Source organism: Allomuricauda sp. ANG21 (assembly GCF_040705235.1).
Taxonomy (GTDB): domain Bacteria; phylum Bacteroidota; class Bacteroidia; order Flavobacteriales; family Flavobacteriaceae; genus Flagellimonas; species Flagellimonas marina.
The window spans coordinates 565,293-591,795 of the sequence record NZ_JBFCVT010000011.1 but is presented as its reverse complement, the minus strand read 5'-3'; the positions used below and the strand labels follow the sequence as shown (position 1 = coordinate 591,795).

Below are 26,503 nucleotides of genomic sequence, written 5' to 3'. Positions count from 1 at the left end.
TTGCACGGATTATCCCCCACTTACCGGAGGGATAAGTGCAATTTCATCATAGGAATTGATGACTTGGTCATCCTCAGCGTAGCTGTTGTTCACGGCCACCGCCAAAGAGGATAGTTTGTTCAGCTCTGGGTAGGTATTCCCCAGAAATGCTTTCAATTCCTTTACGGTCTTTGGTATTTTTTTTCCTGTTACGCTAGCTGTAGGAACGGACAGCGTGGGAGCTCCCACGATGTCCTTTGTAATTCCAAACAAGAGTATTGTCATATAATCAACCTATTATTTCTTTTTCTGGTACTTTTAAAAGTTCTGGTGTTTTGGTAAATGGTTGTTTATAAAGTCTATTGCCTGTGGCGGCTTTCATTGCATTGGACACCGCACCGCCAGCTGGTGGCAGTGTGGGTTCACCCAACCCGGTTGGTGAAAGTCCATTATCGATAAAATATGTTTCCACAATAGGGGCTTCCTTCATCCGTAGGAGTCGATAGCTATCAAAATTAGTAGCGGTCGGTTTGCCATCCTTGAAGGTCAATTCACTGTACATAGAGTGGCCAACGCCGTCCAGCACACCTCCTTCAACCAAATTTTTGGCCGCAAGAGGGTTAACAACGATACCACAGTCCACCACACAGGTAATCTTTTTGATGACGGGCTCCCCGTTTTCAATTTCCACATCGGCCACTTCTGCTACGTGGCTGTTGTGGCAATAATAATTCACGAATCCTTGGTAGACATTGTCTGGTTTTTTGCCCCATCCTGATTTTTCAACCGCTGTTAGAATGACTTCCTTCATCCGTTCTGGAGAATATTGAATGCTTTCGTCCTCTTCGGGCTTTACATTGTCCAAGAGATCTAAACGCAGTTGAATTTTATCAACTTCCATTAATTCCGCCAATTCATCAAAGAAACTTTGCTCTGCAGAGGCCAAGAAATTGGTGTAAGGTGCACGCCAAGCTCCGGTGGTAATATTACTTTTGTATGAAGCGGTATCCACCTGATAATTTTCAATGGCCCCAGCTGGGAAGAAATTGGGAATCAATCCATACATATTAGAATTGACTGCCGCTTCCTTTAAATGATAGGCCGTAACCTTTCCGTCTTTCACCCCAGCTTTGATGCGGTATTTAATCGACATTCTATAGATGCCATCTTCCATATCGTCTTCTCTGGAATAAATCAGTTTTACTGGTTTTTTGGCCTTATCGGAAATTTCAGCGGCTTCAATGGCGAAATCCCCATAAAGTCTTCGGCCAAAACCACCACCGATTCGGGTCATTTCCAAAAGAATCTCTTCGGGGGCCCGGTCTAAAAGTGCCGATACAAAACCAGCGGTTCTTTCCGGGGTTTGAATGGGCCCCACCAAATGCACCTTTTCATCCGTAATATATGCAAAAAAGTTCATGGGTTCCATACAGCTATGCGGTAAAAAGGGTGACTCATAAGTGCGTTCCAAAATCTGATCTGCTTCCGTAAAAGCCTTGGCGACGTTTCCATCAGACCTTCGCGTGTCGAATTTGTTACCATCCAAGAGTCCTGTCAAAATTTTATCGTGTTCTTCCGTGCTTTCGGGTTTGGTGACTTCTTCCCACTCCGCTTTTATTGCATTTTTGGCTTTCATTGCTTCCCAAGTCGAATTGGCAAGCACTACTACCTTGTCACTATCGCTAATGATGTTCAGAACACCTGGTTCTTTTTCGGCTAGACCACGAACTTTCTCTCCAATGGTGAAAATATCCACTACGCCTGACATGGCCCTGGCCTTAGAATCGTCATAGGAAACCAGTTTTTGCCCAAATGGAGGACGCAAAACAGAAGCATAGACCATGCCCTCAGCTTTATAGTCCATTCCATACAAGGGTTTTCCGGTGATGATTTTGTCGATATCGACATTGGGCGTTGGTTTGCCCATAATTTTGTACTCGCTAGGTTTTTTGAGCGGCACATCTTCAGGAACTTCCAATTGGGCCGCTTCTTTTACCACATCACCATAACCCAATGTTTCTCCGGCGGGATTGGTGATGACACCTTCGCTAACGGTGCATTCGGATGGGTCAACACCCCAACGCGCTGCCGCAGCGCTCACCAACATTTGCTTGGCGGCAGCTCCTGTTTGGCGGAGGGCATCCCAACCAAATCGGATGGACTGGCTTCCTCCGGCCACCTGTCGAGTATAATTATTGGTATCCAAAATACCTTGCTCCACGTAAACATCCTTCCAGGCCACATCCAGCTCTTCGGCTATGATCATGGGCATGGAGGTTTTTACGTTCTGACCCACTTCGGGGTTAGGTGAGAAAATGGTGACCGCGCCGTTATCGGCTATTTTGATGAAGGCATTAAAGTCATTATAATCTAAACTGGCCAAATCAATGGCAGGTTCTTGGATGACTTTGGGTTTGCACGCCTGGAAAAGGTTAAAGCCAATCAGCAGACCTCCTCCGGCAAGGGAAGAGTTACGAAGAAATGACCTTCTACTAAGTGAATTATGTATAGTATTTGTTGACATGTTGTTGTTTTTTGGATGAAAAGCGGATTATTCCATGTTGTCCGCAGCAATTTGTACCGCTTTACGGATTCTGGTATAGGTCGCACATCGGCAGATATTGCCGTGCATGGCATTTTCAATATCCTCTTCTGTGGGATTGGGATTGCTTGCCAAAAATGCAGAAGCGGTCATAATCTGACCCGCTTGGCAGTAACCACATTGGGGAACATCCACTTCTTTCCAAGCTTCTTGAACAGGATGGGTGCCATCTTCGGATAGTCCTTCAATGGTGGTGATTGATTTTCCTTCCACTTGTGAAAGGGTTAGGGAACAGCTTCTCATGGCAGTGCCATCTACGTGGATGGTACAGGCACCACATTGGCCTATTCCACATCCATACTTGGTGCCCACAAGGTCTAAATGATCTCTGAGCACCCATAAAACAGGGGTGTCCTCAGCAACGTCAACTGATTTTGACGTGCCGTTGACAGTGATTTGATACGTTGGCATAGTTTTTTGAATTGATTGTTTGTTGATACTATTGCTGTTGAAGTTACCAAAAAATGGATGGAATGCTCTTTTTTTAACAGCAGCGCTTTCTTTTTAACTTTTCTTTAAATCTATTGTGCTTACACAAGATAATTTTCAGACAAATTGTACGTTCTGCATGTTGAACCTTAACTTTATATGAAAATGAAAAACGCTTTTCGCTATTACTTTTTGCTATCCCTTACCGTATTGATTTTCTCTTGTGGAAACGCTGATGATGATGTCAACTTCGATATTAACGACGGGGAATTGGGACAAGGAAAAGACCCAGATGACTGCCTTGGTTTTGATGATAATGACCTGTTCCTCTCCATTCAAGACCAGTTTACCACCCTACCGGGGAAGGTATCTATATTGTTCAGGGTTTCTGATGTTCAAGGGAATCCTATTTCTGGATTGAGAGCAGACCAATTCACAATATATGAGCAAGGAAGAAATGATGATTGTTTCAATGTAATCTCCTCATCTGAGTCACAAGCTCGGATTTCACCGAACTCTCAGGTCTTCAACAACAATACCGTATTGGTTTTGGATTTAAGTAACAGTGTGCTTCAAAGCAGCTTGGCAGAATTAAAATCGGCTTCAACTAGTTTTGTGAATAATGTTATCCCAACGCCAGAAACGGAATCCTTTAAAATGGCCATCTATTGGTTTGATGGCGAGGATGAACTGCACCTTTTAAATGAACCCTCATCTTCCGCCGCCGAATTGACCGCAGCCATTGATGGTATTACTTCGGATATCAGTAATGACCCTTCCACAGATTTATATGGAGCTGTGATTAAGTCCACGGATATTGCTGAAGATTTATTACGGGAAAGTCAACAAGAATCGGTAATAGGGGCTGCATCCATTGTATTGTTTACTGACGGTACTGACCAAGCTTCCCGGTATAGTGAAGAGAATGCGTTGCGTGCCGTTGAAAACGCAAGTCGGAACATCTCTTACTTCACCATTGGTTTGGGAGCGGAAATCGATGCAGACATTCTCATGGAAATTGGAAAAACAGCCAGTGTATTTGCGGGTAACAAAGAAGAGTTGGAAACGACTTTCAACCAAATCTCGCAACGAGTTTCTGAACAAGCCAATAGCTTTTATCTTTTCGAGTATTGCACTCCCAAAAGGGATGGCAGTGGAGATAATAATTTGGTGATTCAATTGACCAATGGTAGCCTTCAAGGTGCGGTGCAGACCAAGTTCAACGCCAATGGCTTTACTGGTGGGTGTGAATAAAAGGATTTCTATAGTTTGATGAAGGTTGCGTTTGCAAGATTGTGTATCTTGGAAGCCAACTAAACAACAAACTATGATTATCAAAACAAAACTGCTACACCTTTTTCTTTTTGCATGCATTTTGGGTTCGACTTTTACGTCGTATGCCCAGCACATTAGTCCCTTGGAAGGGCGATGGGATTTGGAAATGGAGTTTAAAGGCCGAACCGTTCCCTCGTGGCTGGAAATCCGACATTCCGGAACCGCAACCCTGATAGGCCGATTTGTATTTGCCTTTGGTAGTGCACGTCCCATTTCAGAAGTGGAAACCTATGGTGATAACAAATTTACCTTCAGGATTCCCAACCAATGGGAGCCCAAGGGAAGTGACATGATTTTTCATGGAGAACTTGCTGATGGTAAGTTAACTGGAACCATGATCTATACCGATGGTTCTATTGCAAATTGGACCGGAGTAAAAGCTCCCGATTTGGTGTATACCGAAAATCCAAAATGGGATAAACCCATTGAGGTTTTTAATGGTAAGGATGTTTCTGGATGGCATGTGGATGGCGAAAAGAACCAATGGGTGGTTAAAGATGGCATCTTGAGCAGCCCAGAATCTGGTTCCAACCTAATTACGGATGAAAAGTTCAAAGATTTTAAATTACATGTAGAGTTCAGATACCCCAAAGGAAGCAATAGTGGTATCTATCTTCGGGGAAGGTATGAAGTGCAGATTGTGGACAGTGAAGGTTTGGAACCCTTGGACATTTATTTGGGTGGCATATACGGATTTTTGGAACCCAATGAAAATGCCTCCAAACCGGCCGGTGAATGGCAAACGTATGACATTACCTTGATTGGACGTAGGGTTACGGTTGTTTTAAACGGAAAAACGGTGATTTGCGATGCGACCATCCCCGGAATTACTGGAGGTGCTTTGGACAGCAAGGAAGGTGAGCCTGGCCCTTTTATGATTCAAGGGGACCATGGGCCTATTGAGTACAAAAGCTTTGTGGTGACACCTCTAAAGAAATAACATTATTTAAAACATAAAAGCCCGAGTTTATGTCGGGCTTTTTTGTTTTAGTGCGTATTCAAAGGTTTAACCTTTATATTCCTCCATTTCACCCGAATACCACCTCCATCATGAATCTGAAGGGCAATGGCCCCTTTACCTTTACCAATTTTTTCATCTTCCAGATGCACCATTTCTGTACCGTTGAGCCAAGAGGTGATGTTGGAACCCTCAGCTCTTATTTTTAAGGTGTTCCACTCCCCCATTTTAAGGGCTTTGTCTTTTTTAGGGTCGGGTTTAATCAACCAACCACGTCCGTAGGACTCATAAATTCCTCCCGTGTCCTTTCCAGGAGGGGCAACTTCAACTTGCCAACCACTTACTTTGGTGCCTTCAAAGGTGGAACGGATAAAAACACCACTATTGCCATCGGCCTCTTGTTTAAACTCCAAGGTCAATTCAAAATCATCATAATAATCTTCTGTAGACAAATAGCCATATTCAGCCTTTGGTCCACTTTCACAGATAAGTTCTCCATTTTCAACGAACCACTTTTCTTCGCCATGGTTGATCCATCCGTCGAGGTTTTTACCGTTGAACAATTCAATTGTTTCCTGTGCCGATGACCATTGTATGGCCAGCAGCGATAATGTCATTAAAATCAGTTTTTTCATATGTACGTAAATAAAGGCAAGAAAATACTGGAAATCTTTTTGAAAGTCCTCAAAATGTAGGGTTTTTAGACGGATAGTTGTTTGTAGTATACAGACGACAACTAAGAACATCCTAATGACCAAGGAAAGTTTAACTTAAAATGAAATGTGATGGATGTAGTAAAAGAAATTATAGACAACAGTGCCATAGGCCCATTATCCAATGGCTTTAAAAGTGTGGTACTCTCCCTTTTTGCTTCAATTGTTTGTGCATTGTTGGCCATGTTGACCATTTTGATTCTTCATGGCTCTAGCATAACTTTTCATTACGGCTACTAGCGATAGATCAAAGCGTTACCAAACTTTTGCTCTTCAAGCGGTTTGGATAGGTCCAACAAAAATCCATTGATAACTGCATGTGTTATTTTCCCTTCCTTTTCTAAGAAAAAGGTTGGATTTACCCCAGGTTGAAGCTTGAAAGAGCCCAATTTAAAAGTCAAATTAGCTTTGTGAACAGGTTCATCTACTGAAAATCCAGTATCTGGGAGCACGGTCTTCACATAAGCAATGCCCTGCTGAAGTAGATTTTTTGGATTTTGTTGGTTTCCCATGCTGGCCGCTTTTGGTGGCACAATGGTATACCCCGTTGCATCATACGTTTCATATCCATAAAATGTGGAAAGGTCACCTTGATCATCTACCACGCTTTTGTAATAAAAATCATTGTGCCCTTTTAGATCGATTTCATTTCTAAAAATGCCCAAATCCAAAATATAATCATTCCCCAAAAGTTGGTAGGTCACATTTTCAATCTTTAGGTCGAAGAGTTTACGGTCATTATGCGGGATTTTCTCGTAATCCTCTACAGGAATGTTTTTGTAACTGCCATTCGCAATGGTATATAGGGCAGAGAGAATGGAAACGTAGTTGAGCTTACGTATTTCTTGCTTCTCTGGGTCGTTGGTGTATCCTCCAGATTCAATTAAAATAAGACTGGTGCCCCATTTGGCAATGTTATCACCAAAGGCTCGGGGTTCAAAATCGTCGCTGTACCGCCCCACCTGTCCTGGTGCATAATTTTGAATGATCTTATTCATGTATACAATCACCTTCATGGCATCGGCACGCACCGCATTGATATCCTTTTCATAGTTAAAAGCCGTGGCCAAATACGAAATAGTGGCTGGTTTGTCCGTCAGTTCCGCATTGTAATAAGTGCTCTGGTCGTGAAGGTTAAAACCAAAATCGGCATCCAGACTATCCCGGACACGTTTTAAAATTCGACCTTCAGGGGATTGTAATCGCAAGGCATCACGGTTGATATCAATACCCAATGCATTTCTCCGCTGGTACACTTCTGCCCCATCTGGATTTACCATCGGTAAGAAGTGCAGTTTTAATTTAGAGAGAATTTCGCGCTTCTCTTTCTCAAAATCGGAAGAATCCAAAAAATTGAGAATATCAAAAATGGCTTGGGTGGCCGTAGGCTCATTTCCGTGCATTTGAGACCATAAAAAAACATTGATCTCTCCTGTTCCAATACTGATTAAACTCAATTCCCGTCCCTCAATGGACTCTCCTACTTTCTGCACCTCAAACTTTGGATTTGCCTTGAACTCTTGAATCAAGGGCTGTATTTGTCGATGTTTAATACGGCGCTCACCTAAAGATGACTCCTTGTACTCTTCATAGGTTTCATACAGTTTTGAGGTAATGGGGTCTTGGCCTTGCATAGCTGTTGTCAGTAACCCTATAAAAACGGAAAGTAGTCTTTTGAACATGGTTCTATTGTGTTGGAACAGGTTTAAAGTTAAATTTTTTGGTTGCACTCCGTACTTTTTTCATAAAATCCATCCCAGGGTCGGTTTTTGTGGTACGATAGCCATCATCGACCTCCAACCACAACGGGTGTCCTTCAAATTGGGTGTATTCTTGATGGCCAATTACATAATCAATATTGTATTTTGATGCTAGATACTTCACCAAAAAGATATTCGATTTCAATTGCTTTTTCGTTAAGGGAAATCCTTCTGACCCGCCTACATTTTCTATGCCAATGGCACAATGATTGAGTCCAATTACATGACGTGCCATCACAGTTTCGGGCATCAATCGATAAATTGTACCATCTTGGTCTACCAAAAAATGGGAAGACACATTTAAACCGCTCACATTTTCCAAATCGGGTCGCCAATTGGGTAAAGTTGACTTGTTGAAAGCAGTAAAAGACCTTTTCAAGCTTGGAATGGCTGTCCAGTGAAGTACTATCATTTTTGGGACAATGGTGGTGGTGTCCTGCTCCAAACCATACCGTTGGGCCAAATATTCTTTGGTGAGTTCAACCCGTTGTTCATCAAAAATAATGGGAATGTCCACAATCTCTTTTTGCACATTGCATGAAACAAACAGTAGACCGAAAAGTACTAAAACCCTTAATTTTCTTGGAAAGTAATGAAGTGGAACCATGCCCAAATGTAATCCAAAATTGAAAAATTAGCCCACTATTATTTAATATCTTTAAATGCATCAACAATCTTGAACCATGCACTATTTTCAAACTCTTTTGATAATAGCATTCATTCTGATGTCATCTTGCAGCAAGAATCCATATACATCCCGAAAGGAATCGGAAAACTTGATTTTATCCATTTCTGATAAGGATGTCCTTGTCTATCGGTTTGAAACCATGCCACCACCCGAAGGAATTGATTCCGCTTTTCATCGTAGTGGATTTATCCATCCGTTAAAAACGCTGAGCGGGCATACCCTAACAGCGATACACCCAGAAGACCATTACCATCACTTTGGGGTGTGGAACCCATGGACACGCGTGGTTTATGAAGGAGACACCATCGATTTTTGGAATATTGGTGATAAAAAGGGCACAGTTCGGTTCAAAGAGTTCAAAGAGATAGGCGACAATATTTTCCGCACGCACCATGAACATGTGGTATTGAAAGGAGGGCATGAGAAAATCGCTATCAACGAAATCCAAACCGTAACGCTCAATGAATTGAATGATAAAGCCTATGCATTGGATATAAATATTGAATACCAGACCACAGACAGCGATTTTAAACTTATTGAATACCGGTATGGTGGCTTTTCCATCCGGGGAACCAAAGAGTGGACGGATGCCAACAGCAAAATCTTGACTTCTGAAGGGATTACCCGTGAGAATGCAGATGGATCACTGGCCAAATGGTGTTTGGTACAGGGTGAATTGGGTGAGCATCATGGTGGATTTTTATTGATGTCCAACGTTAACAATTACAATCACCCTGAACCGTTACGTGTTTGGCCCAAGGAAATGCACGACGGTTATATTTTTGTGAATGTATGCCCTATCAAAACAAAAGACTGGGTGATGAAGGCCAATAACACCTATAGTTTACAGTACCGTATCGTGGTTTTTGATGGAGAAATGGATGCGGAACAAGCTCAAAGCTTGTGGGTAACCTATGAGAACGAAAATGAGTGATTAATTTTCAATGGGAACAGCGTAGCAAATCATAAGTTTCTTTTTGCCCCATTCCCTAGCCTTTTTAACATCTTTTCCCATGTAAATATCGATTCGGTTTCGCCAGCGGTAGTGCATTTTATCCTTTACATAAAATGTATCGGGAAAAGTATCGATTTTCACCATGGTATTATGTGTAAGGCCCATTTTAAGGAGATCACGGGACACCGCAATGCACTTCATGCCCGGTTTTAGGGTGTCACCCCAAGCTGCCACGGAAGGGTTAATGCTGTCCGTTTGCCAAAAGACCGAATTGTAGGCCGAAGCAGTAACCTCATGCCCTATCCACTCGTGGGTTGGTTTTTTAACCGGCTTTTGTCGGGTACAGGAAGCCAAAACAATAACACAAAGGAGTAATTTCTTCAATAGGCGTTAGGAATGGTTGATTCCTAAAGATACATATTTCTACAATTTACTCGGGTAAGGGCACATAGGTATCATCAGTTTCCATCATGGGAAAGGTCTTGCTGCGCCATGCTTCTTTGGCTGCTTCAATTTTATGTTTACTAGAGGATACAAAATTCCAATAAATGTGACGTTCCTCTGGAAAAGGCTCCCCTCCAAACAACAAGAGATGGGTGTTGGGCCGCAACAGGATGTTACAAGTGTCTTCTACTTTGGATACGAGAATGTTTCCTTTTTCCACAACCTCTCCACAGGCTTCAATACTGCCTTCCACAATACAAATCCCGATTTCACCCTTGAGTTTTCCATTCACGTTCAGGGAATAGCTTTCTTCGTTTTTTATTTCTACCATAAACAAATCAGAATGCACGGGAACGGGTGATTCTTTATCATAGCCTTTGCCGGCCACTAATTTGAACTCAGCAGAGTCATCCTTCCATTTGGGTAAATCAGCACCATCTATATGATGAAATTGGGGTTCCATATCTTCCAACTCCTTCGGCAGTGCGACCCAAATTTGATAACCATGGGCTGTAAAAAGTGTTCCATTCCGCATATCCTTCGGAGTTCGTTCAGTATGAGTCACACCTTTTCCTGCCGTCATCCAATTTACCGAACCTGGTTTTATACGTTGTTGGGTGCCCATACTGTCCTCATGCATAATTTCCCCTTCCAGCATAAAAGTCAAGGTCGAGAGCCCCAAATGTGGATGTTGGTTCACATCCATATACCGAGCTGGTCCTAGTTCCGTAGGCCCCATATGGTCAATGAAAATGAAAGGACCTATCATCCGTTTCTTCCGAAAAGGGATTAGTCTACCTACCAAAAAATCTCCAATATCCCTGCTCCGTTCTTCTATGATCAATCCGATGTTGGACATAGCTTTTATTTTTATATTTAGAAGCAGAAAGTTACGACAAATCCAACACCATGAAACTACTTAAGCGCATTTTACTACTCCTATTGATTGTAATTGGAGTAGTGGTTTATTTGAATTATCCCAAATTGAACATCATTTCTGGCTATGCGGCCAAAAATGTGGCCTCGGGTGTCTATGTGGCAGGCCGTTCCGAAGCTTCCATGAACCTGAATGACAACAATGTCCCCTTGGTAAAATTGGCAACCACCGAGGTAAACGAGGCGTCAAAATCCGCATCTTCTACCGTGTATGGTCTTATGGAACGAACAGCGGTGTACCGTGATGGGTTGGGCTCGGTTCTTATCAATGATGAGTACGACCCCAGCAAGCTTACCATTCGTCCCAAAAGAAATTTTTCCATGGACACAATACCATATCCCTATGGGCAAGCTGCTCCGCTGGATTCCATTTTTGAAGAAGTGGACATGGACCAAATCAATCGAGCTTTGGCGGTGGCATTCGCGAATCCCGAAACCCAAAAAACGAGAACATTTTTGGTTCTATATAAAGGTCACCTAATAGCAGAAAAATATGTTGATGGTTTTACCAAGGACACCCCCATCTTAGGTTGGTCCATGACTAAAAGCGTGCTGGCTACGTGTTTTGGAATTTTGGAGCATCAAGGGAAATTGGAAATGGATTGGCCGGCTCCCATCGCAGAATGGAAAGATGATGAGCGTAAAAACATCACCCTTAACCACTTACTGCGTATGCAAAGTGGATTGGAATGGGACGAAGATTACGGCGGCATGTCTGATGTAACAAAAATGCTTTTTTTGGATAGTGACATGACCCAAAGGCCAAAGGAGAAAAAAACTGCGGCCAAACCTGCCGAAATTTGGAATTATTCTTCTGGAACCTCCAATTTGCTTTCTGGAATTCTTCGGCAACAATTTCGAAGTCATCAAGAATATTTGGACTTTCCATATTCGGCATTGATTGATAAAATTGGAATGCACTCCATGGTTTTGGAGGCTGATATAGCTGGAAACTACGTGGGTTCCTCTTATTCATGGGCCAGCACCCGGGATTGGGCGCGTTTTGGGCAGCTGTATTTAGACCGAGGAATCTGGAATGGGGAACAAATCTTTGATTCGGAATGGGTGGATTACATTACCACCCCTACACAGCATTCCAATGGGGAATATGGTGCCCACTTTTGGTTGAATGCGGAAGGGAAATATCCCGATGTACCCAAAGACCTATTTTCTTGCAATGGTTATCAAGGGCAATACGTGTTTGTGATTCCCTCAAAGGATTTGGTAGTGGTACGGACCGGATTGGCAGAGGAACCAGAGTTTGATCCCAATCGCGTGTTAAGAGCCGTGGTAGATGCCATTAAGGGGTAATAGTCTCCATCAATTGGTAAAAAACTTCCATTTCATCATCAAATCACAGCTATAAACCTGATTTTCAAAGCGTTGTTCTATCGACAAAGATTCTGAAAAGTCGGGTGACTTACAAAAACATTTCCCAACGCCACAACAATAGGCTATTTCACAACAATAATTTCATTTGTGGGTACTCTGGTGGTACATTTACAATGTAATTAATTAAGAAAGTAATTTTTTCATTTTCATATAGTGTTCTCGTAAAAGAGTCTTGACCTAACGGCAAGGCTCTTTTTGGTTTACAACCATTGGTAATTTTAGTTTGACACTAACTCTACGAATCCTACGAATTTCACCAGTTAGCTTCTACATTGTTTATTGTCCACTGTAAATTGTCGATTGGATTACGGAATCCATTTATCCTTACCAAAGTCAGGTTTCCGTTTTTCCAAAAAGGCGTTTCTTCCTTCTTTGGCCTCGTCGGTCATGTAGGCCAAACGGGTCGCTTCCCCAGCAAAAACTTGTTGCCCTACCATTCCATCATCGGTAAGGTTCATGGCAAACTTGAGCATTTTAATGGATGTGGGTGACTTGGCCAATACCTCTTGTGCCCACTGATAGGCCGTGTCTTCTAACTCCTCATGTGGAATCACAGCATTCACCATGCCCATTTCAAAGGCTTCTTGGGCAGAATAATTTCGACCTAAAAAAAAGATTTCACGCGCTTTTTTCTGCCCCACCATTTTGGCGAGGTAGGCAGAACCGTAGCCTCCATCAAAACTGGTCACATCCGCATCCGTTTGTTTAAAGATGGCATGTTCTTTACTGGCCAAGGTCATATCACAGACCACATGAAGGCTATGTCCTCCCCCAACGGCCCAACCGGGTACCACGGCAATAACAACCTTGGGCATAAACCGAATAAGGCGTTGCACTTCTAAAATATTCAGACGATGGTAACCGTCATCGCCCACATAGCCTTTATGCCCCCTGGCCTTTTGGTCACCTCCACTACAAAAGGCCCATTTACCGTCTTTGCTGGACGGTCCCTCACCCGAAAGCAAAACCACACCAATAGAGGTGTCTTCTTGGGCATCATAAAAGGCTTTGTAAAGTTCACTGGTGGTTTTGGGTCGAAAAGCATTACGCACATCCGGGCGGTTAAAGGCAATGCGGGCCACACCATCACATTTTTTATAGGTAATGTCTTCAAATTCCATGGCGGTCTGCCAGTTGGGTGATTTCATGATATGATTATTTGATGTAGCACAAAATAACGGTTTTTCGTTGAAGCTAGCCCTACAATAAGGGGCAACCAAATGAAAAAATTGCATCATACAGTAAACCATTAGCATATGAGAACTATCCTAATCCTATTTTGTATCATTCCTATGATAGGCTGTTCGAATGACAACCAAGCTGACCAAGTGAGCATAAGGTTATCCAATGTGAGCGAATTCAATTTTGAAAACATTGTTGTTGATACTTCTACTGGAAGGGTGAGCTTTGAAAATATTGCTTCTGGTGAACAAACGGACTATAAAACGTTTCAAAAGGCCTATCGCTATGCTTTTGTGCAATTGGAAATAGAGGGTAAAACGTATACACTTCAACCCATTGATTATGTTGGGGAGGAAACACTCAAAACGGGAAATTATACGTATGAAATTGATGCGGATACTACTAAGGAGCAATATACAAGTCTGAGCTTAAAACTGGTTAAAGATTAGAACCAATCCCAATATTCTTTAATTTTTTGTGATTATGACTAGATTACGCAATCGATTGCGTATATTCGGGGCAACTAACGCATCCTGTTCGACGAATGGGAATAAATAGGTCACATAGAAATGAGAAAAATATTTTTTGGGCTTTTGTTTTTGCCCTTTGTAGCCCTTGCCCAGTTACAGGTAAGCAGCACTTCAAACAACAAGTACCCCTTCCCTATTGTAGCCAAAAATACATCGGCAACCATTCTATATGATGCTTCAGATGAAAAATTGATTGAAATAGCATCAACGCTTTTAGCAGATGATATTGAAAAAGTTACTGGACGAAAACCAAAGACCACAACCTCAAAGGAGTCTTTGGATACTAACCTTATCGTGATAGGGTCCATTGGTCAAAGTGAATTTATAGATGGATTGATCGCATCCAAAAAAATTGATGTCAGTTCCATTGAAGGTAAATGGGAACGCTTCCTGATGCAAACGGTGAAAAATCCTTTCCCCGGCGTATCCCAAGCCTTGGTAATTGCCGGAAGTGATAAGCGCGGTTCCGCTTTTGGTGTTTTCTCACTTTCAAAAGAAATTGGGGTGTCCCCATGGCATTTTTGGGCCGATGTTCCTGCCCAACAAAGAGAAACCATTTATGTGGAAAAAGGAAAATACGTTTCCAACGCACCTTCGGTAAAATATAGAGGAATCTTTTTGAATGATGAAGCCCCTGCTCTACGAGGTTGGGCCGAGGAAACTTTTGGAGGGTTCAATCATGAGTTCTATGAAAAGGTTTTTGAACTTTTATTGCGGAATAAAGCCAACTATTTATGGCCGGCCATGTGGCAGCCCTCAGCTTTTGCTGATGATGACCCTGAAAATGCCCGACTTGCGGATGAATATGGTATTGTCATGTCCACCAGCCACCATGAACCCATGATGCGGGCTCATGATGAATGGGACCGATTTAAGGGTGGCGCATGGAATTATGAGACCAACAAAGAAAAACTACATGAATTTTGGCGAGGTGGCATTGAGCGAATGGGCGATCATGAAAGTGTGGTCACCTTGGGCATGCGCGGCGATGGCGATGAGGCCATGTCCGAAGAAACTGCAGTGGATCTCCTAAAAACCATCATTGAAGATCAACGTGAGATTATTGTCGATGTCACCCGAAAACCTGCTGAGGAAACCCCACAGGTTTGGGCGATTTACAAAGAGGTTCAGGATTATTATGACAAAGGCTTACGGGTAGATGATGATATTTTGGTGTTGTTCTGCGATGACAACTGGGGCAATGTCCGTATTCTTCCAAAAAAAGAGGATTTAGACCACTCTGGTGGGTATGGAATGTACTATCATTTTGATTTTGTGGGTGGTCCGGTATCCTATCGTTGGCTCAACGTAACCCAGTTGGAACGGGTATGGGAGCAGATGAATTTGTCCTATGAATGGGGCGTAAAGGATTTATGGATTGTGAATGTCGGTGATTTAAAACCGATGGAGCTTCCTATCAGCTTTTTCTTGGATTTTGCTTGGAATACGGATGCCATTCGCGCTAAGGACCTCCCCAACTATTATGTGGATTGGGCCAAACAGCAATTTGGTGAACAACATGCCCAAGAGATAGCCGAAATTTTGACCCTCTATACCAAATACAATGCCCGCCGTACTCCGGAAATGCTAAAGCCCGATACCTACAGTCTTTCCAATTATAGGGAGGCGGAAACCATTGTTGATGAGTATAAAAATCTGGTGGAGAAAAGTCGGGTCATCTATGATAAACTTCCCGAGCAGTATAAATCGGCATTTTACCAATTGGTACTTTCACCTGTGGAACTGTGCAGCAACTTGAACGAAATGTATGTGGCAGCAGGTAAGAATGCTTTGTACGGCCAACAAGGTAGGGCATCTACAAACCAATATGCCGAAAAGACAAAGGAGCTTTTCTTTAAAGATGAAGCCCTTACCAAGGAATTTCATGAAGAACTTGAGGGCGGCAAATGGAACCACATTATGGCCCAAACGCATATCGGTTACACCAGTTGGAACAATCCCCAATACAATAAAATGCCGACGGTGTCTTACCTTCAAAATAATCCCAATGCTGTATTGGGTTATGTAGTGGAGCACGCTCCCAGAATGCGTTGGAACACCTCTGGACTGTTTGGTCAAACCTTTTCCACTTTCGACCCCATCAATGATCAAAACTATTATTTGGAAATCTTTAATCAGGGCGAAGAAGCATTAAATTATACCCTTGCGGCAAAAGAAGATTGGATAAAATTATCCGCAACCTCGGGTACCGTTCAATTTGAGGAAAGAGTATATGTCAGTGTCGACTGGAGCAAGGCTCCGCTAGGAAAAGCCTCCGGTGAAATAATAATTTCGGGGGCGGGAAGGGATTACACTGTTAAGGTGCCCATAAGAAATGAAATCATGGAAGCCACTGGTTTTGTGGAAATCAATGGGGTAATTTCCATTGAAGCCGCACATTTTTCTAAAAGGAAAGATTCAAAGGATATTCACTGGACCACAGTTCCAAATTTGGGTAGAACCGATTCTTCTATTATGGTGGAACCAGCTAATGCGGAACCACAATCGCCAGAAAGTGCACCTTCGGTGACCTATGAATTCACTGTTTTTGATGATTCGGATTTAGCCGTGGAAACCTACCTATCCCCTACCTTAAATTATAAAAAGAACGAGGGACTCAAATATGCCATTGCTATTGATGATGAGATACCTCAAATAGTGAACATTCATGAAGGCGAAACACAACCCGATTGGGAATACCCGGATTGGTGGAACGATTCGGTTACGGACCATATCAAGAAAAAGCGCACAGAGCATAAATCCATAAAATCTGGAAGGCATACCTTAAAAATTTGGATGGTTGACCCGGGTGTGGTATTTCAAAAGTTTGTAATTGATTTAGGAGGATTACGTCCAAGTTATCTAGGGCCGCCAGAAAGTAAAATGGTTGGTGGCGAGAAATAGGCCGAAATTCCCTAACTTGGTTATCTTTCACTAAATAACCCAGTTATGAAGCCTATCCGACCACTTTTTCTGCTTGTTTTTCTGCTTGTTGTGACCAGTTGTAAGCAATCACAAAACTTTGATGTGCTTATTAAAAATGGCACCATCATGGATGGTTCGGGTGATGCTTCTTATGTCGGCAATATTGGAATCAATGCAGATACCATTGCCGCCATCGGAAATCTTGAGAATGCAACGGGCACAAAGGAGATAGATGCATCTGGCATGGTGGTGGCTCCGGGCTTTATCAATATGCTAAGTTGGGCTGTGGAATCTTTGATAGAGGATGGGCGTTCCATGGGTGACATTAAGCAAGGGGTAACACTGGAAGTTTTTGGCGAAGGCTGGTCCATGGGACCATTGAACGATTCCATGAAAAAAGAGGAAAAGGAAAGTCAGGGAGATATCAAGTTTGATATAGAATGGACCACCTTAAACGAGTATCTGGAATACTTGACCCAAAAAGGAATCTCTCCGAATGTTGCGTCTTTTGTGGGTGCAACTACCTTACGGATACACCAAGTTGGTTATGAGAATAGGGCCCCTACCCCGCAAGAATTGGATTCCATGAAGCTTATGGTAAAGCAAGCTATGGAACAAGGTGCACTTGGTGTAGGTTCATCCTTGATCTATGCCCCCGCCTTTTATTCCAGCACCGAGGAATTGATAGAACTCTGTAAAGTGGCCGCAGAATATGATGGCATGTATATTAGCCATATTCGCAGTGAAGGCTCCCAGCTTTTGGAAAGTTTGGATGAGTTGATTCAGATTGCGGATAAAGCTGGGATTCGGGCCGAGATTTATCACTTAAAACAAAGTGGAAAAGAGAATTGGCACAAGTTTGATGCTGTGGTTAAAAAAGTGGACTCCGCGAGAGCGGCAGGATTGAGCATCACGGCCGATATGTACAACTACGTGGCCGGTGCTACTGGACTGGACGCTTCCATGCCGCCATGGGTTCAAGAAGGGGGGTATGACAAATGGGCAGAACGATTGCAAGACCCTGCCATCCGAAAAAAAGTGATGCAAGAAATGCGTACCCCAACGGATGAATGGGAAAGCTTGATGCAAGCCGCAGGTGACCCCAGTAAAATTTTATTGGCAGGCTTTAAAAATGATTCCCTAAAATATCTCACAGGAAAAACACTCGCCGAAGTAGCTGAAATGCGTGGACTTTCGCCCGAGGAAACCGCAATGGATTTGGTTATACAAGATGGAAGCCGTGTTGGTACCATTTATTTTTTAATGTCTGAGGACAATGTCAAAAAACAAATTGCTTTGCCTTGGATGAGTTTCGGTTCTGATGGAGGTTCCTTGGCTGCTGAGGGCGTTTTTCTAAAATCAAGCACGCACCCCCGAGCCTATGGAAACGTAGCCCGGTTGTTGGGAAAATATGTTCGGGATGAAAAAGTCATTCCCATGGAAGAAGCCATACATAAACTTACTATGCTACCTGCCACCAATCTAAAAATCAAAAAACGGGGTGCTCTTATTGAAGGATATTATGCAGATGTGGTGCTATTCGACCCAAATACCATCCAGGATAATGCTACTTTTGAGGAACCGCACCAATATGCAACTGGTGTGAAACATGTCTTTGTCAACGGGACCCAGGTATTGGAAAATGGCGAGCATACTGGTGAATTTCCAGGACAGGTGGTTCATGGGCCAGGGTATAAGAACAACTGATCACTTTTTAGATATGAAAAAAGGTAATTACCATAAATTTTCTAATTTCAGTGGTTTTGTCACCAACATCAGTGATTCAAATGATAAGTATGCGTTGAACATTTTTGGTTGTGCCGTTTCCAAAACGTCGGCCTGCTTTTTTAAATCAGCTAATTTTAGATGAATGAAACTCAGTGAAATTGATACCATAGAATTGCAATATCTTCAGTTTGAGGATTATTTGGAGATAAAGGACGTTATGGTCTCTGCCTATTCCTCCATGCCGGAAGCGTTTTGGAAAGAACATCATATACAAACTTTGCTGGATAAGTTCCCAGAAGGACAGGTGGTAATCAAAGTTAATGGTCTAATCGCAGGATGTGCCCTTTCCATCATTATTGATAATGAAAAGTTTGAGGACAACCACACCTATCGGGAAATTACTGCGGATTACACATTTAATTCGCATACGCCGGACGGAGATATTCTCTACGGCATTGATGTGTTCATAAAGCCCGATTTTAGGGGATTAAGGCTTGGAAGACGACTTTATGATTACAGAAAGGAACTTTGTGAAAAACTGAATTTACGTAGCATCGCTTTTGGAGGGAGGATACCAAATTACCACAAATACTCGCATGAAATCAGTCCGAAAGAATACATAGAAAAAGTACGGCGGAAAGAAATTCATGATCCCGTTTTGAATTTTCAGATTTCCAATGATTTTCACCCTGCCCGAATCATCAAGGGCTATTTGGAAGGGGATGAAGCTTCCAAGGAATTCGCGGTGCTCATGGAATGGGACAATATTTATTATGAAAAGCCCGTAAAAAAGGCGGCTACCAAGAAAAAAGTGGTCCGGTTGGGGCTTATTCAATGGCAAATGCGTCCGTATAAGGATATTGATTCGCTATTGCAGCAAGCCGAATATTTTATTGATGCCGTTTCTGGTTACCGCTCAGATTTTGCGCTGTTCCCTGAGTTTTTTAATGCCCCGTTAATGGCCGAGAACAACCACTTGGGTGAAGCGGCGGCCATTCGGGAATTGGCAAAACATACGGATGAAATTGTACAAAAATTTTCCAATTTTTCCATTTCGTACAACATCAATATCATTGCAGGGAGCATGCCCGAAATAAAAGACGGAAAGCTTTACAATGTTGGCTATTTATGTAAAAGGAACGGCACCGTGGAGCGGTATGAAAAATTGCACGTCACCCCTGATGAAGCCAAAGTATGGGGCTTGCAGGGCGGTACGGAATTAAAAGTTTTTGATACCGACTGTGGTAAAATAGGGGTTCTCATTTGCTATGATTCCGAGTTTCCGGAGTTGAGCCGACTTCTTGCGGATGAGGGAATGGATATCCTATTTATTCCCTTTTTGACCGACACCCAGAATGGCTATTCCCGGGTCCGGAATTGTGCCCAGGCAAGAGCTATTGAAAATGAATGTTATGTGGCCATTGCAGGAAGTGTTGGGAATCTGCCCAACGTCCATAATATGGACATCCAGTTTGCCCAATCCATGGTTTTTACGCCTTGCGATTTCTCATTTCCCACCAATGGAATCAAAGCAGAGGCTACGCCCAACACAGAAATGATACTTATTGCCGATTTGGATATTGACCTGTTACGGGAGTTGCATCAATTTGGTGCTGTACGGAATTTAAAAGACCGGCGGAAAGACATTTTTGAGTTAAGAAAGCGCTAATGCTTAGTGTTGAAAATCAGTATATTACTTTTATGTTCTTGCGTTGATTTTGAACAAAATTTCTCCGAACTTCGTTATCGGGCGATATAAATCACTTTGTGCTGAGCTTAGTCGAAGTAGTAAAACAATTCATTTCTTTCAGCGTTGGTAGCAAGCCTAAAGCCGACTGAATTTATTAATGAGGCAACCGTTTGAAAGGATTTTACGTCTTTATGAATAGATATCTATTAAACCTTAAAGACCAAACTAAAATGTTAGAAAATCCAAAAGTAAATATCAAAGTTAAACTTGCCACATTATGGGTTTCTGTAACTCTATGTTATTTATATGGAGATTATTTTGAATTATATACGCCGGAAAAAGTAAATAGTTTAATTTCTGGTGAAAATATTATGGACAATCCAATCAAGTTATTGGTAGCATCGATAATTCTATCAATATCTTCTGTAATGGTTGCTCTTTCAGTTTTTCTTAAATCCAAAATAAATCGGATTCTTAATATTTTGTTCGGAATATTATTTACCATAATGATGGTTTTCATTGGAATAAGTACAACGAATGAATGGTATACATTTTATGTGTATTTAGCATTTTTGGAAAGTATCATTACTGCTTTCATTGTCTATTATGCTTGGAAATGGCCTAAAGAAGAAATAAGTGTTTAAAAATTTGCCCTAATTAAAAAAATAAAAGCCAGCTGCCAACAACTTGTACAGCTCATTGTGGCCGAACCCCTCACCTCCTATTCTTTGCTTCAATCCACTTGGCCATGTATTTGGTGCTGGCTTGGGTATGGTGTTGCAACATTCGCCCCATAAAGTTTTGGAACCGATGTGTATCTAAATTTGAAATGACATCATCAATTTTCTGCTTCAGGGATTGCTTCAAAAACTCTTTTTCATAAAAACTATTGATGAGTGCTACGCCATTTTTTTGTGCGTTTTGCCATGTTGTAGGATTTTGATACAATTCCACAGCGGCTTGGGCAAAAGAAACCCCGTCATCAGCAATGGCCCCACACCATGGCAAATCCTCGTGCATTCCTTCTGCGCCAGTGGCCGTGGTGATGCTTGGGGTACCACAGCACATGCTATCCAACAATTTTCCTTTGATACCCGCACCAAATTGTAAGGGTGCCAGCAGCAAACGGGCATTTTTCAAGACAGTTTTAATATCTTCTGCCCATCCCCTAATGTGAAAACCTTCTTTCGGATGATGCATTTCTTCAATCTGTTGGGGCAAATAGGCACCGTACACATAAAGATGGGCTTCTGGAACTTGTTTACGAATCAAGGGCCAAATTTCTTTCTTCAACACTTGAATGGAATCCGCATTTGGGGTATGTTTGCCATTTCCAATGCAGACAAAACCGTTCCGTTCTTCAAACTTGGGCCATTTTGAAACGGTGGAATCATCCAATTTCTCAAAGAGCAATGGCAAATGAAAAAGCAAGCTTTTGGAGATTCCCAATTCATTCTGAAGGATTTCCATTTCATACGTGGAAACCAGCAACGAAATATCAGAGCGATAGATACTGGCCACTTCCCGTATTGTCATGGGATGGTTTTTCCAATCGTCAAGTGAAAAAGATTGATTCCGTTTATGAACCTCTTCCCTAGCCTTGCGCAGGGCATGTAAATCTTCCGTGTTTAATACCCGAAGAGCTTGTGGGGCAAACTCGGCCACCCGCCAACCAAATTGTTCCTCGATCATAAAGCGGTCAAAAATGACAACATCGGGCTTTAGTGTTGTTATAAAATCATCAAAACTACAGTTGTTAAGTTCAATAGTCACTGAATCGATACCCAAAGCATCCAAATCATAGCTATACTCTGTGTTGGTGGCAGTGGAACCAAAAGTGATGTGATAGCCAAAACTTTGAAAAGCTTCCAATAATTGAATCATACGATGCCCCGCCGCGGTGGTATTGGGTTCGGGCCAGACATAGCCGATGACAAGGAGTTTTTTGGACATTGGGTGATTGGTAAACAATAAAAATACAAGTGTAAGCTCAAGTATCAAATTCAAAAAAACAAATTTCAAATTCCAAAATCCAAGAACTAAAGGTGCAATGGCACAGCACTCTTGACTTTATAGACGTGCGGCAAACTTCTTGGAAATACTGGAGCGGAGTTTTCGCTCATAATCCTCCTCTAACCACTCCTTATAGTTTTTGGTGTTGTTCATGATACAATAGGAATACTGTTTTACCCGGTAGGCAATTTCTTCCTTGAGTTCCTTGGCGAGAATCCGTGCATCAAAAACATCTTCACTGTTTTCTACACAAATTTTGGCGTGTTGCTCAATACTACGTTCCAGAACTTCCTTGGATTTTTTTCCTTCGGCAAAGACTTTTTTGTATTCTGCTTTAATGTCGAAGGTAATATCGTCTGACTTACTGAATTTGGCTCGGAGCTCATCGGGCATTTCATAGACAAAGTCGCGCTCAATTTCCTCATCATTTTTGATGTTTTCCAAATAGAAATCAGGAAAATGGAAGATTTCTTGCCAATCCACAGGAACGTCCCACGGTCCAAAACGGGCAATATTATTTCCCATATCAATGACATTGAATTCGTCCTTGTCCGGTAACACGCGGGAACCACGGCCAATCATCTGAAAATATAACGTAAGCGAGCGAGTGGCTCGGTTCAAGATAATGGATTGAACGGTGGGCTCATCAAAACCTGTGGTCAAAATACTAACGGAGGTAAGAATGGCATCTGGTGTTTCTGCGAACCAGTCCAGAATTTCACGTCGCTCCGTGGCTGTGTTCTTATTGTCCAAATGCCGGATGTTATATCCAGCCTTTTTGAAGGTTTCATACACATACAGGGATGTATTGATACCGTTATTGAAAATCAAGGTTTTGGTTCCCTTTGCAATTTCCTCATAGGCGGTCAACAATTTACCCAGCATGCTGTGATTCCCATAAAATTCATCAGATGATTTTACGGTATAATCCCCATGAATTCCCAGTTTAAGCGTTTTAAGGCTCACATCGTAGTTGTAGAGTTTGGCTTTGGCTAAAAATCCCTTTTCAATCAATGATTTTATGGATTCCCCAATGATCAAATGCTTGTAGTTGTCCTTCATGGGGAGTTTAATATTGGAACTCAACGGTGTTGCCGTTACCCCAAGAATGGTGGCCTTATCAAAGTATTTAAAGAGCTTTCTGAAGGAATTGTAGTGGGCCTCGTCAATAATGACCAAACCAATATTGTTAATGGTCACCTTTTCCTCTTGAAGCCTATTGTTCAAGGTTTCCACCATGGCCACAAAGCACATATAGTCATCTTGATCGTATAGTTCTTTCACTTCACTATTAATGACCTTATTGGCAACGCCAAATCCATGCAGCATTTGTGAAGTCTGCTTGCTCAGCTCAATCCTGTGGGTGAGCACCATGACTTTTTTGCCCGTGTTTTGGATATATTTACGGGTTATTTCAGAAAACACAACAGTTTTTCCCCCACCTGTGGGAAGTTGGTACAGCAAATTGGTGCCCTGGGGCATTTCATCTAAATGCTTAAAGATTTTGCGCAAATCCTCTTGCTGGTAATCGTATAATGTTTTTTTACTTACTCCTTTTTTTACTTCCAAGGGAAAATGGCTTATGTATTCCGAATTAACAAACCCTACAAAATTAGGAGTTTTTTGCAGTACTGGCGAACACTTGGTTTGCAATTCTATTAAGATACTATCAACAATGGGAAAAATGCAGGGATTTGGCGTTTATGCCGGTTTTGCTCATAACATTTTGATAACAATAACATTTGAGACTTGGAAAATAGGCTTTTATAATGTATACTGTAAGCTTATAACACGTACAAACCATACATAAGAATGAGGCAGTTAAAAATCATTAAACAGGTCACCAACCGAGAATCCAAATCCCTTGACAAATACCTACAGGATATCAGTAAAATTGATTTGATTACTGCTCAGGAAGAAGTGGAATTGGCCCAACGCATTAAAGCTGGGGATCAGGTGGCACTGGAAAAATTGACCAATGCCAACTTACGATTCGTGGTTTCCGTGGCAAAACAATACCAGAACCAAGGATTAAAACTCCCAGATTTAATCAATGAGGGTAATGTTGGCCTGGTAAAGGCGGCAAAGCGATTCGATGAGACCCGAGGGTTTAAGTTCATCTCCTATGCAGTTTGGTGGATTCGCCAATCCATACTTCAAGCATTGGCTGAGCAATCCCGTGTGGTTCGACTTCCTTTGAACAAGATAGGGTCCATAAATAAAATTAAAAAGACATTTTCGTATTTGGAGCAGGCACATGAAAGACCACCTTCGGCAGAGGAAATTGCCAAGGAATTAGACATGACCGTCTCCGAAGTGAAACAATCCCTGAAGAATACAGGTCGTCATGTCTCCATGGATGCACCTTTAAAAGAAGGAGAAACCTCAAATTTATATGATGTGCTCAACGCTGGTGACTCTCCAAAACCGGATAAAGGCTTAATGCACCAATCTTTGAACACAGAGATAAATAGGGCTTTGGATACCCTTTCCCCTCGTGAGGCTGACGTGGTCCGGCTCTACTATGGCATTGGTGACCAACCCTCCATGACGTTGGAAGAGATTGGCAGCACCTTCGATTTGACTAGGGAGCGTGTACGTCAGATTCGGGAAAAAGCCATCCGCAAGTTGCGGCACACTTCTAAGAGCAAGATTTTAAAATCGTACTTGGGATAACACCCAAACAAACCACAATAAAAAAGGGAATGTTTTAAACATTCCCTTTTTCATGATATTCAATTAAACTATCAAGGTCTGCTCAACTGAGTAATATCAAAATCAGTAAGCATTTCGTTCAAATTTTGAATGAAATTCAAATAAGCGGAATTTTCTTGATTATGATTTTTCATGATAAAGCGTTTGGGGTGTTGTCTATAAATAATCGAGTTCAGCCAATTCGTTGACACTTAGAATCTCGTTTAGTTCTTGTAAAAAAGCCAAGTATTCTTCTCCGTAGGTATCGTATAACATGGTAATTAAGCGGTTTAAATGTTTGGGTCTTAGTTATAACGTGAATCTATTGTAAAGATTATGGTGAAACAATAAATTGTGGTGAAATCCTACATTCTGGTTGTGAAAATAAGGCTGTATCATTTTTTCATTTCCATGATGTCCAGAGCCACTTCAAAATCCAGTTCAGAATCTATTTTATTTGGACGAATGTTGAATTCATCATAAATGAAACAGAGGTTCATGGGCAATCTCCTTTTTTCCCGATCAGCTGTAATACCCAACTTTTCCTGCAACGCACATTTAATTTCAAAAGCTTTACTACTGATTTTTGGTTCTTCATTGGTTTCCAATTCCTCCAAAAACGGAATCTCCTTTTTATCGCCAACCTCCAACATTTCATCCAACAAGATCAATCTACATTCCAAATCTTTGGTATGCTGAAAGAGTTGGTAAAAAATGCTCTGTAAATATTTTGGTAGGTTCGTATTTTCCATGACGATTTTTCTATTGCATTGCCCGAATCATTTCCATTTCAAAATCCACTTGCTCCGCCACTTTTGGAAATTCTTCCACAAACTGACCGTATAGGAACGTATGATGCTTTCTGTCGTTGTCGGTTCGGCATAAGGCAATGATTTCCTTGGTGATTTCCAGTAGCCCATCTGTTTTTAGCATTCTAAGGCACGACTGTACTTTTTGGCAGGATAAGTCCAATTCTTTATAATTTTCATTTTGTAGATGAATTTTGGCACTGCCCACAAATTCCAGAACATTCTGCTTGAAAAGTTTTACCAATTCCTCCAACAGCTCCATCTGCCCCATGCAGTCTTCCAGCACAGGTTTTAAATTGATTGTATTGGAAGAAAAACTGGATTCCAGACTTTTTTCAAATGCCTTACCACTATTCATGTCTTCGGGTTCACTGTCTATACGGTTCAAACGTTGGGCCACATGTTTTAAACCGGCTACAATTTCTTTTTGTTCTTGGGATAATCGTGTGTTTTCCAAGGAACTTAGCAGGACAATCAAGGTTTGGGGTGAAGCATCGAGTTCATCCAAGGGTGTTGATTGAGATTTTTTGGAACCTTGGATGCCTATGCGCTCGTAAATAACCTCCAACTGTTTCATCTCGGGAATGCCAAAAACTTTGTTCTCCAATCCGTGTTTAAAAATTTCAAAGGATTTTTTAAGCTCTCCGGCTTCCACAGTGCCCAATTCCTCATACGAAAAACTGCTGAGCCCTATTTCCAATTTTTCAAGATGCGTAAGTAGTTCGCGTGTTCCCAAGTTTA

The 26,503-nt window shown here is 41.9% G+C and carries 24 protein-coding genes; 11 read left to right on the top strand and 13 right to left on the bottom strand.

Annotated elements, in window-relative coordinates; all coding sequences use genetic code 11:
* Positions 1-9: 9 nt before the first annotated feature.
* The 3 genes from AB1A65_RS11490 to AB1A65_RS11480 are packed head-to-tail and all read right to left on the bottom strand — an operon-like array spanning position 10 to position 2,992.
* A complete protein-coding gene (locus AB1A65_RS11490; protein ID WP_036384838.1) occupies positions 10-264 on the bottom strand; it encodes a MoaD/ThiS family protein in 255 nt (84 codons plus the stop codon).
* A gap of 4 nt (positions 265-268) precedes the next feature.
* Positions 269-2,503: a molybdopterin cofactor-binding domain-containing protein gene (locus tag AB1A65_RS11485; RefSeq protein ID WP_366589159.1), complete on the bottom strand. Its 2,235-nt coding sequence runs from the start codon at positions 2,501-2,503 to the stop codon at positions 269-271.
* A gap of 27 nt (positions 2,504-2,530) precedes the next feature.
* Positions 2,531-2,992, bottom strand: coding sequence for a (2Fe-2S)-binding protein (locus AB1A65_RS11480; RefSeq protein ID WP_366589158.1), 462 nt, complete (start codon positions 2,990-2,992; stop codon positions 2,531-2,533).
* Positions 2,993-3,175: 183 nt separating this feature from the next.
* Here AB1A65_RS11480 and AB1A65_RS11475 point away from each other — a divergent pair, with 183 nt between their 5' ends.
* Positions 3,176-4,264 carry a VWA domain-containing protein gene (locus AB1A65_RS11475; RefSeq protein WP_366589156.1) on the top strand — a complete coding sequence of 363 codons (1,089 nt, stop codon included), beginning with the start codon at positions 3,176-3,178 and terminating at the stop codon, positions 4,262-4,264.
* 73 nt (positions 4,265-4,337) lie between these two features.
* Positions 4,338-5,285, top strand: coding sequence for a DUF1080 domain-containing protein (locus tag AB1A65_RS11470; protein WP_366589153.1), 948 nt, complete (start codon positions 4,338-4,340; stop codon positions 5,283-5,285).
* Positions 5,286-5,332: 47 nt separating this feature from the next.
* Here the strand turns inward: AB1A65_RS11470 and AB1A65_RS11465 are convergent, their stop codons facing one another.
* On the bottom strand, positions 5,333-5,920 hold the full coding sequence (locus AB1A65_RS11465; protein ID WP_366589150.1) for a DUF1080 domain-containing protein: 588 nt from the start codon (positions 5,918-5,920) through the stop codon (positions 5,333-5,335).
* Positions 5,921-6,088: 168 nt separating this feature from the next.
* Here AB1A65_RS11465 and AB1A65_RS11460 point away from each other — a divergent pair, with 168 nt between their 5' ends.
* The gene (locus AB1A65_RS11460; protein WP_366589148.1) at positions 6,089-6,256 is read left to right on the top strand and encodes a hypothetical protein; all 168 of its coding nucleotides are present in this window, start codon (positions 6,089-6,091) and stop codon (positions 6,254-6,256) included.
* On the opposite strand, the gene AB1A65_RS11455 is transcribed toward AB1A65_RS11460, so the two are convergent.
* Positions 6,253-7,698, bottom strand: coding sequence for a M14 family zinc carboxypeptidase (locus AB1A65_RS11455; RefSeq protein ID WP_366589145.1), 1,446 nt, complete (start codon positions 7,696-7,698; stop codon positions 6,253-6,255). The genes AB1A65_RS11460 and AB1A65_RS11455 overlap by 4 nt on opposite strands.
* 4 nt (positions 7,699-7,702) lie before the next feature.
* Positions 7,703-8,293: a peptidoglycan recognition family protein gene (locus tag AB1A65_RS11450; protein ID WP_366589143.1), complete on the bottom strand. Its 591-nt coding sequence runs from the start codon at positions 8,291-8,293 to the stop codon at positions 7,703-7,705.
* A gap of 166 nt (positions 8,294-8,459) precedes the next feature.
* On the opposite strand from AB1A65_RS11450, the gene AB1A65_RS11445 reads away from it, so the two are divergent.
* Positions 8,460-9,398 carry a PmoA family protein gene (locus AB1A65_RS11445; RefSeq protein ID WP_366589140.1) on the top strand — a complete coding sequence of 313 codons (939 nt, stop codon included), beginning with the start codon at positions 8,460-8,462 and terminating at the stop codon, positions 9,396-9,398.
* On the opposite strand, the gene AB1A65_RS11440 is transcribed toward AB1A65_RS11445, so the two are convergent.
* Positions 9,399-9,803, bottom strand: a complete 405-nt coding sequence (locus AB1A65_RS11440) for a hypothetical protein (RefSeq protein ID WP_366589138.1) — start codon at positions 9,801-9,803, stop codon at positions 9,399-9,401.
* Positions 9,804-9,849: 46 nt separating this feature from the next.
* A complete protein-coding gene (locus AB1A65_RS11435; RefSeq protein ID WP_366589136.1) occupies positions 9,850-10,722 on the bottom strand; it encodes a pirin family protein in 873 nt (290 codons plus the stop codon).
* 50 nt (positions 10,723-10,772) lie between these two features.
* Between AB1A65_RS11435 and AB1A65_RS11430 the strand changes: the two genes are divergently transcribed.
* On the top strand, positions 10,773-12,110 hold the full coding sequence (locus AB1A65_RS11430; RefSeq protein ID WP_366589134.1) for a serine hydrolase: 1,338 nt from the start codon (positions 10,773-10,775) through the stop codon (positions 12,108-12,110).
* 386 nt (positions 12,111-12,496) lie between these two features.
* Here the strand turns inward: AB1A65_RS11430 and AB1A65_RS11425 are convergent, their stop codons facing one another.
* Positions 12,497-13,339, bottom strand: a complete 843-nt coding sequence (locus tag AB1A65_RS11425; RefSeq protein WP_366589132.1) for a 1,4-dihydroxy-2-naphthoyl-CoA synthase — start codon at positions 13,337-13,339, stop codon at positions 12,497-12,499.
* A 108-nt stretch (positions 13,340-13,447) separates the two neighbouring features.
* On the opposite strand from AB1A65_RS11425, the gene AB1A65_RS11420 reads away from it, so the two are divergent.
* From AB1A65_RS11420 to AB1A65_RS11400, 5 genes are all read left to right on the top strand, one after another.
* Positions 13,448-13,822 carry a hypothetical protein gene (locus tag AB1A65_RS11420; protein ID WP_366589130.1) on the top strand — a complete coding sequence of 125 codons (375 nt, stop codon included), beginning with the start codon at positions 13,448-13,450 and terminating at the stop codon, positions 13,820-13,822.
* 120 nt (positions 13,823-13,942) lie between these two features.
* Positions 13,943-16,807 (top strand): glycosyl hydrolase 115 family protein, encoded by a 2,865-nt coding sequence (locus AB1A65_RS11415; RefSeq protein ID WP_366589128.1) that lies wholly within the window; start codon positions 13,943-13,945, stop codon positions 16,805-16,807.
* A 45-nt stretch (positions 16,808-16,852) separates the two neighbouring features.
* A complete protein-coding gene (locus tag AB1A65_RS11410; RefSeq protein ID WP_366589126.1) occupies positions 16,853-18,535 on the top strand; it encodes a D-aminoacylase in 1,683 nt (560 codons plus the stop codon).
* Between the two features lie 163 nt (positions 18,536-18,698).
* A complete protein-coding gene (locus tag AB1A65_RS11405) occupies positions 18,699-20,225 on the top strand; it encodes a bifunctional GNAT family N-acetyltransferase/carbon-nitrogen hydrolase family protein (RefSeq protein WP_366589123.1) in 1,527 nt (508 codons plus the stop codon).
* A gap of 251 nt (positions 20,226-20,476) precedes the next feature.
* Entirely contained in the window at positions 20,477-20,890 is a 414-nt protein-coding gene (locus AB1A65_RS11400; protein ID WP_366589120.1) for a DUF6326 family protein, read from the top strand.
* A 70-nt stretch (positions 20,891-20,960) separates the two neighbouring features.
* Here the strand turns inward: AB1A65_RS11400 and AB1A65_RS11395 are convergent, their stop codons facing one another.
* Positions 20,961-22,199, bottom strand: coding sequence for a glycosyltransferase (locus tag AB1A65_RS11395; RefSeq protein ID WP_366589118.1), 1,239 nt, complete (start codon positions 22,197-22,199; stop codon positions 20,961-20,963).
* A gap of 117 nt (positions 22,200-22,316) precedes the next feature.
* Entirely contained in the window at positions 22,317-23,828 is a 1,512-nt protein-coding gene (locus AB1A65_RS11390; RefSeq protein ID WP_366589115.1) for a DEAD/DEAH box helicase, read from the bottom strand.
* Between the two features lie 243 nt (positions 23,829-24,071).
* Between AB1A65_RS11390 and AB1A65_RS11385 the strand changes: the two genes are divergently transcribed.
* The gene (locus tag AB1A65_RS11385) at positions 24,072-24,935 is read left to right on the top strand and encodes an RNA polymerase sigma factor RpoD/SigA (protein WP_366589112.1); all 864 of its coding nucleotides are present in this window, start codon (positions 24,072-24,074) and stop codon (positions 24,933-24,935) included.
* Between the two features lie 413 nt (positions 24,936-25,348).
* Here the strand turns inward: AB1A65_RS11385 and AB1A65_RS11380 are convergent, their stop codons facing one another.
* Positions 25,349-25,705, bottom strand: a complete 357-nt coding sequence (locus AB1A65_RS11380) for a hypothetical protein (RefSeq protein WP_366589110.1) — start codon at positions 25,703-25,705, stop codon at positions 25,349-25,351.
* A gap of 10 nt (positions 25,706-25,715) precedes the next feature.
* Positions 25,716-26,498, bottom strand: coding sequence for a hypothetical protein (locus AB1A65_RS11375; protein WP_366589108.1), 783 nt, complete (start codon positions 26,496-26,498; stop codon positions 25,716-25,718).
* Positions 26,499-26,503: the final 5 nt, after the last annotated feature.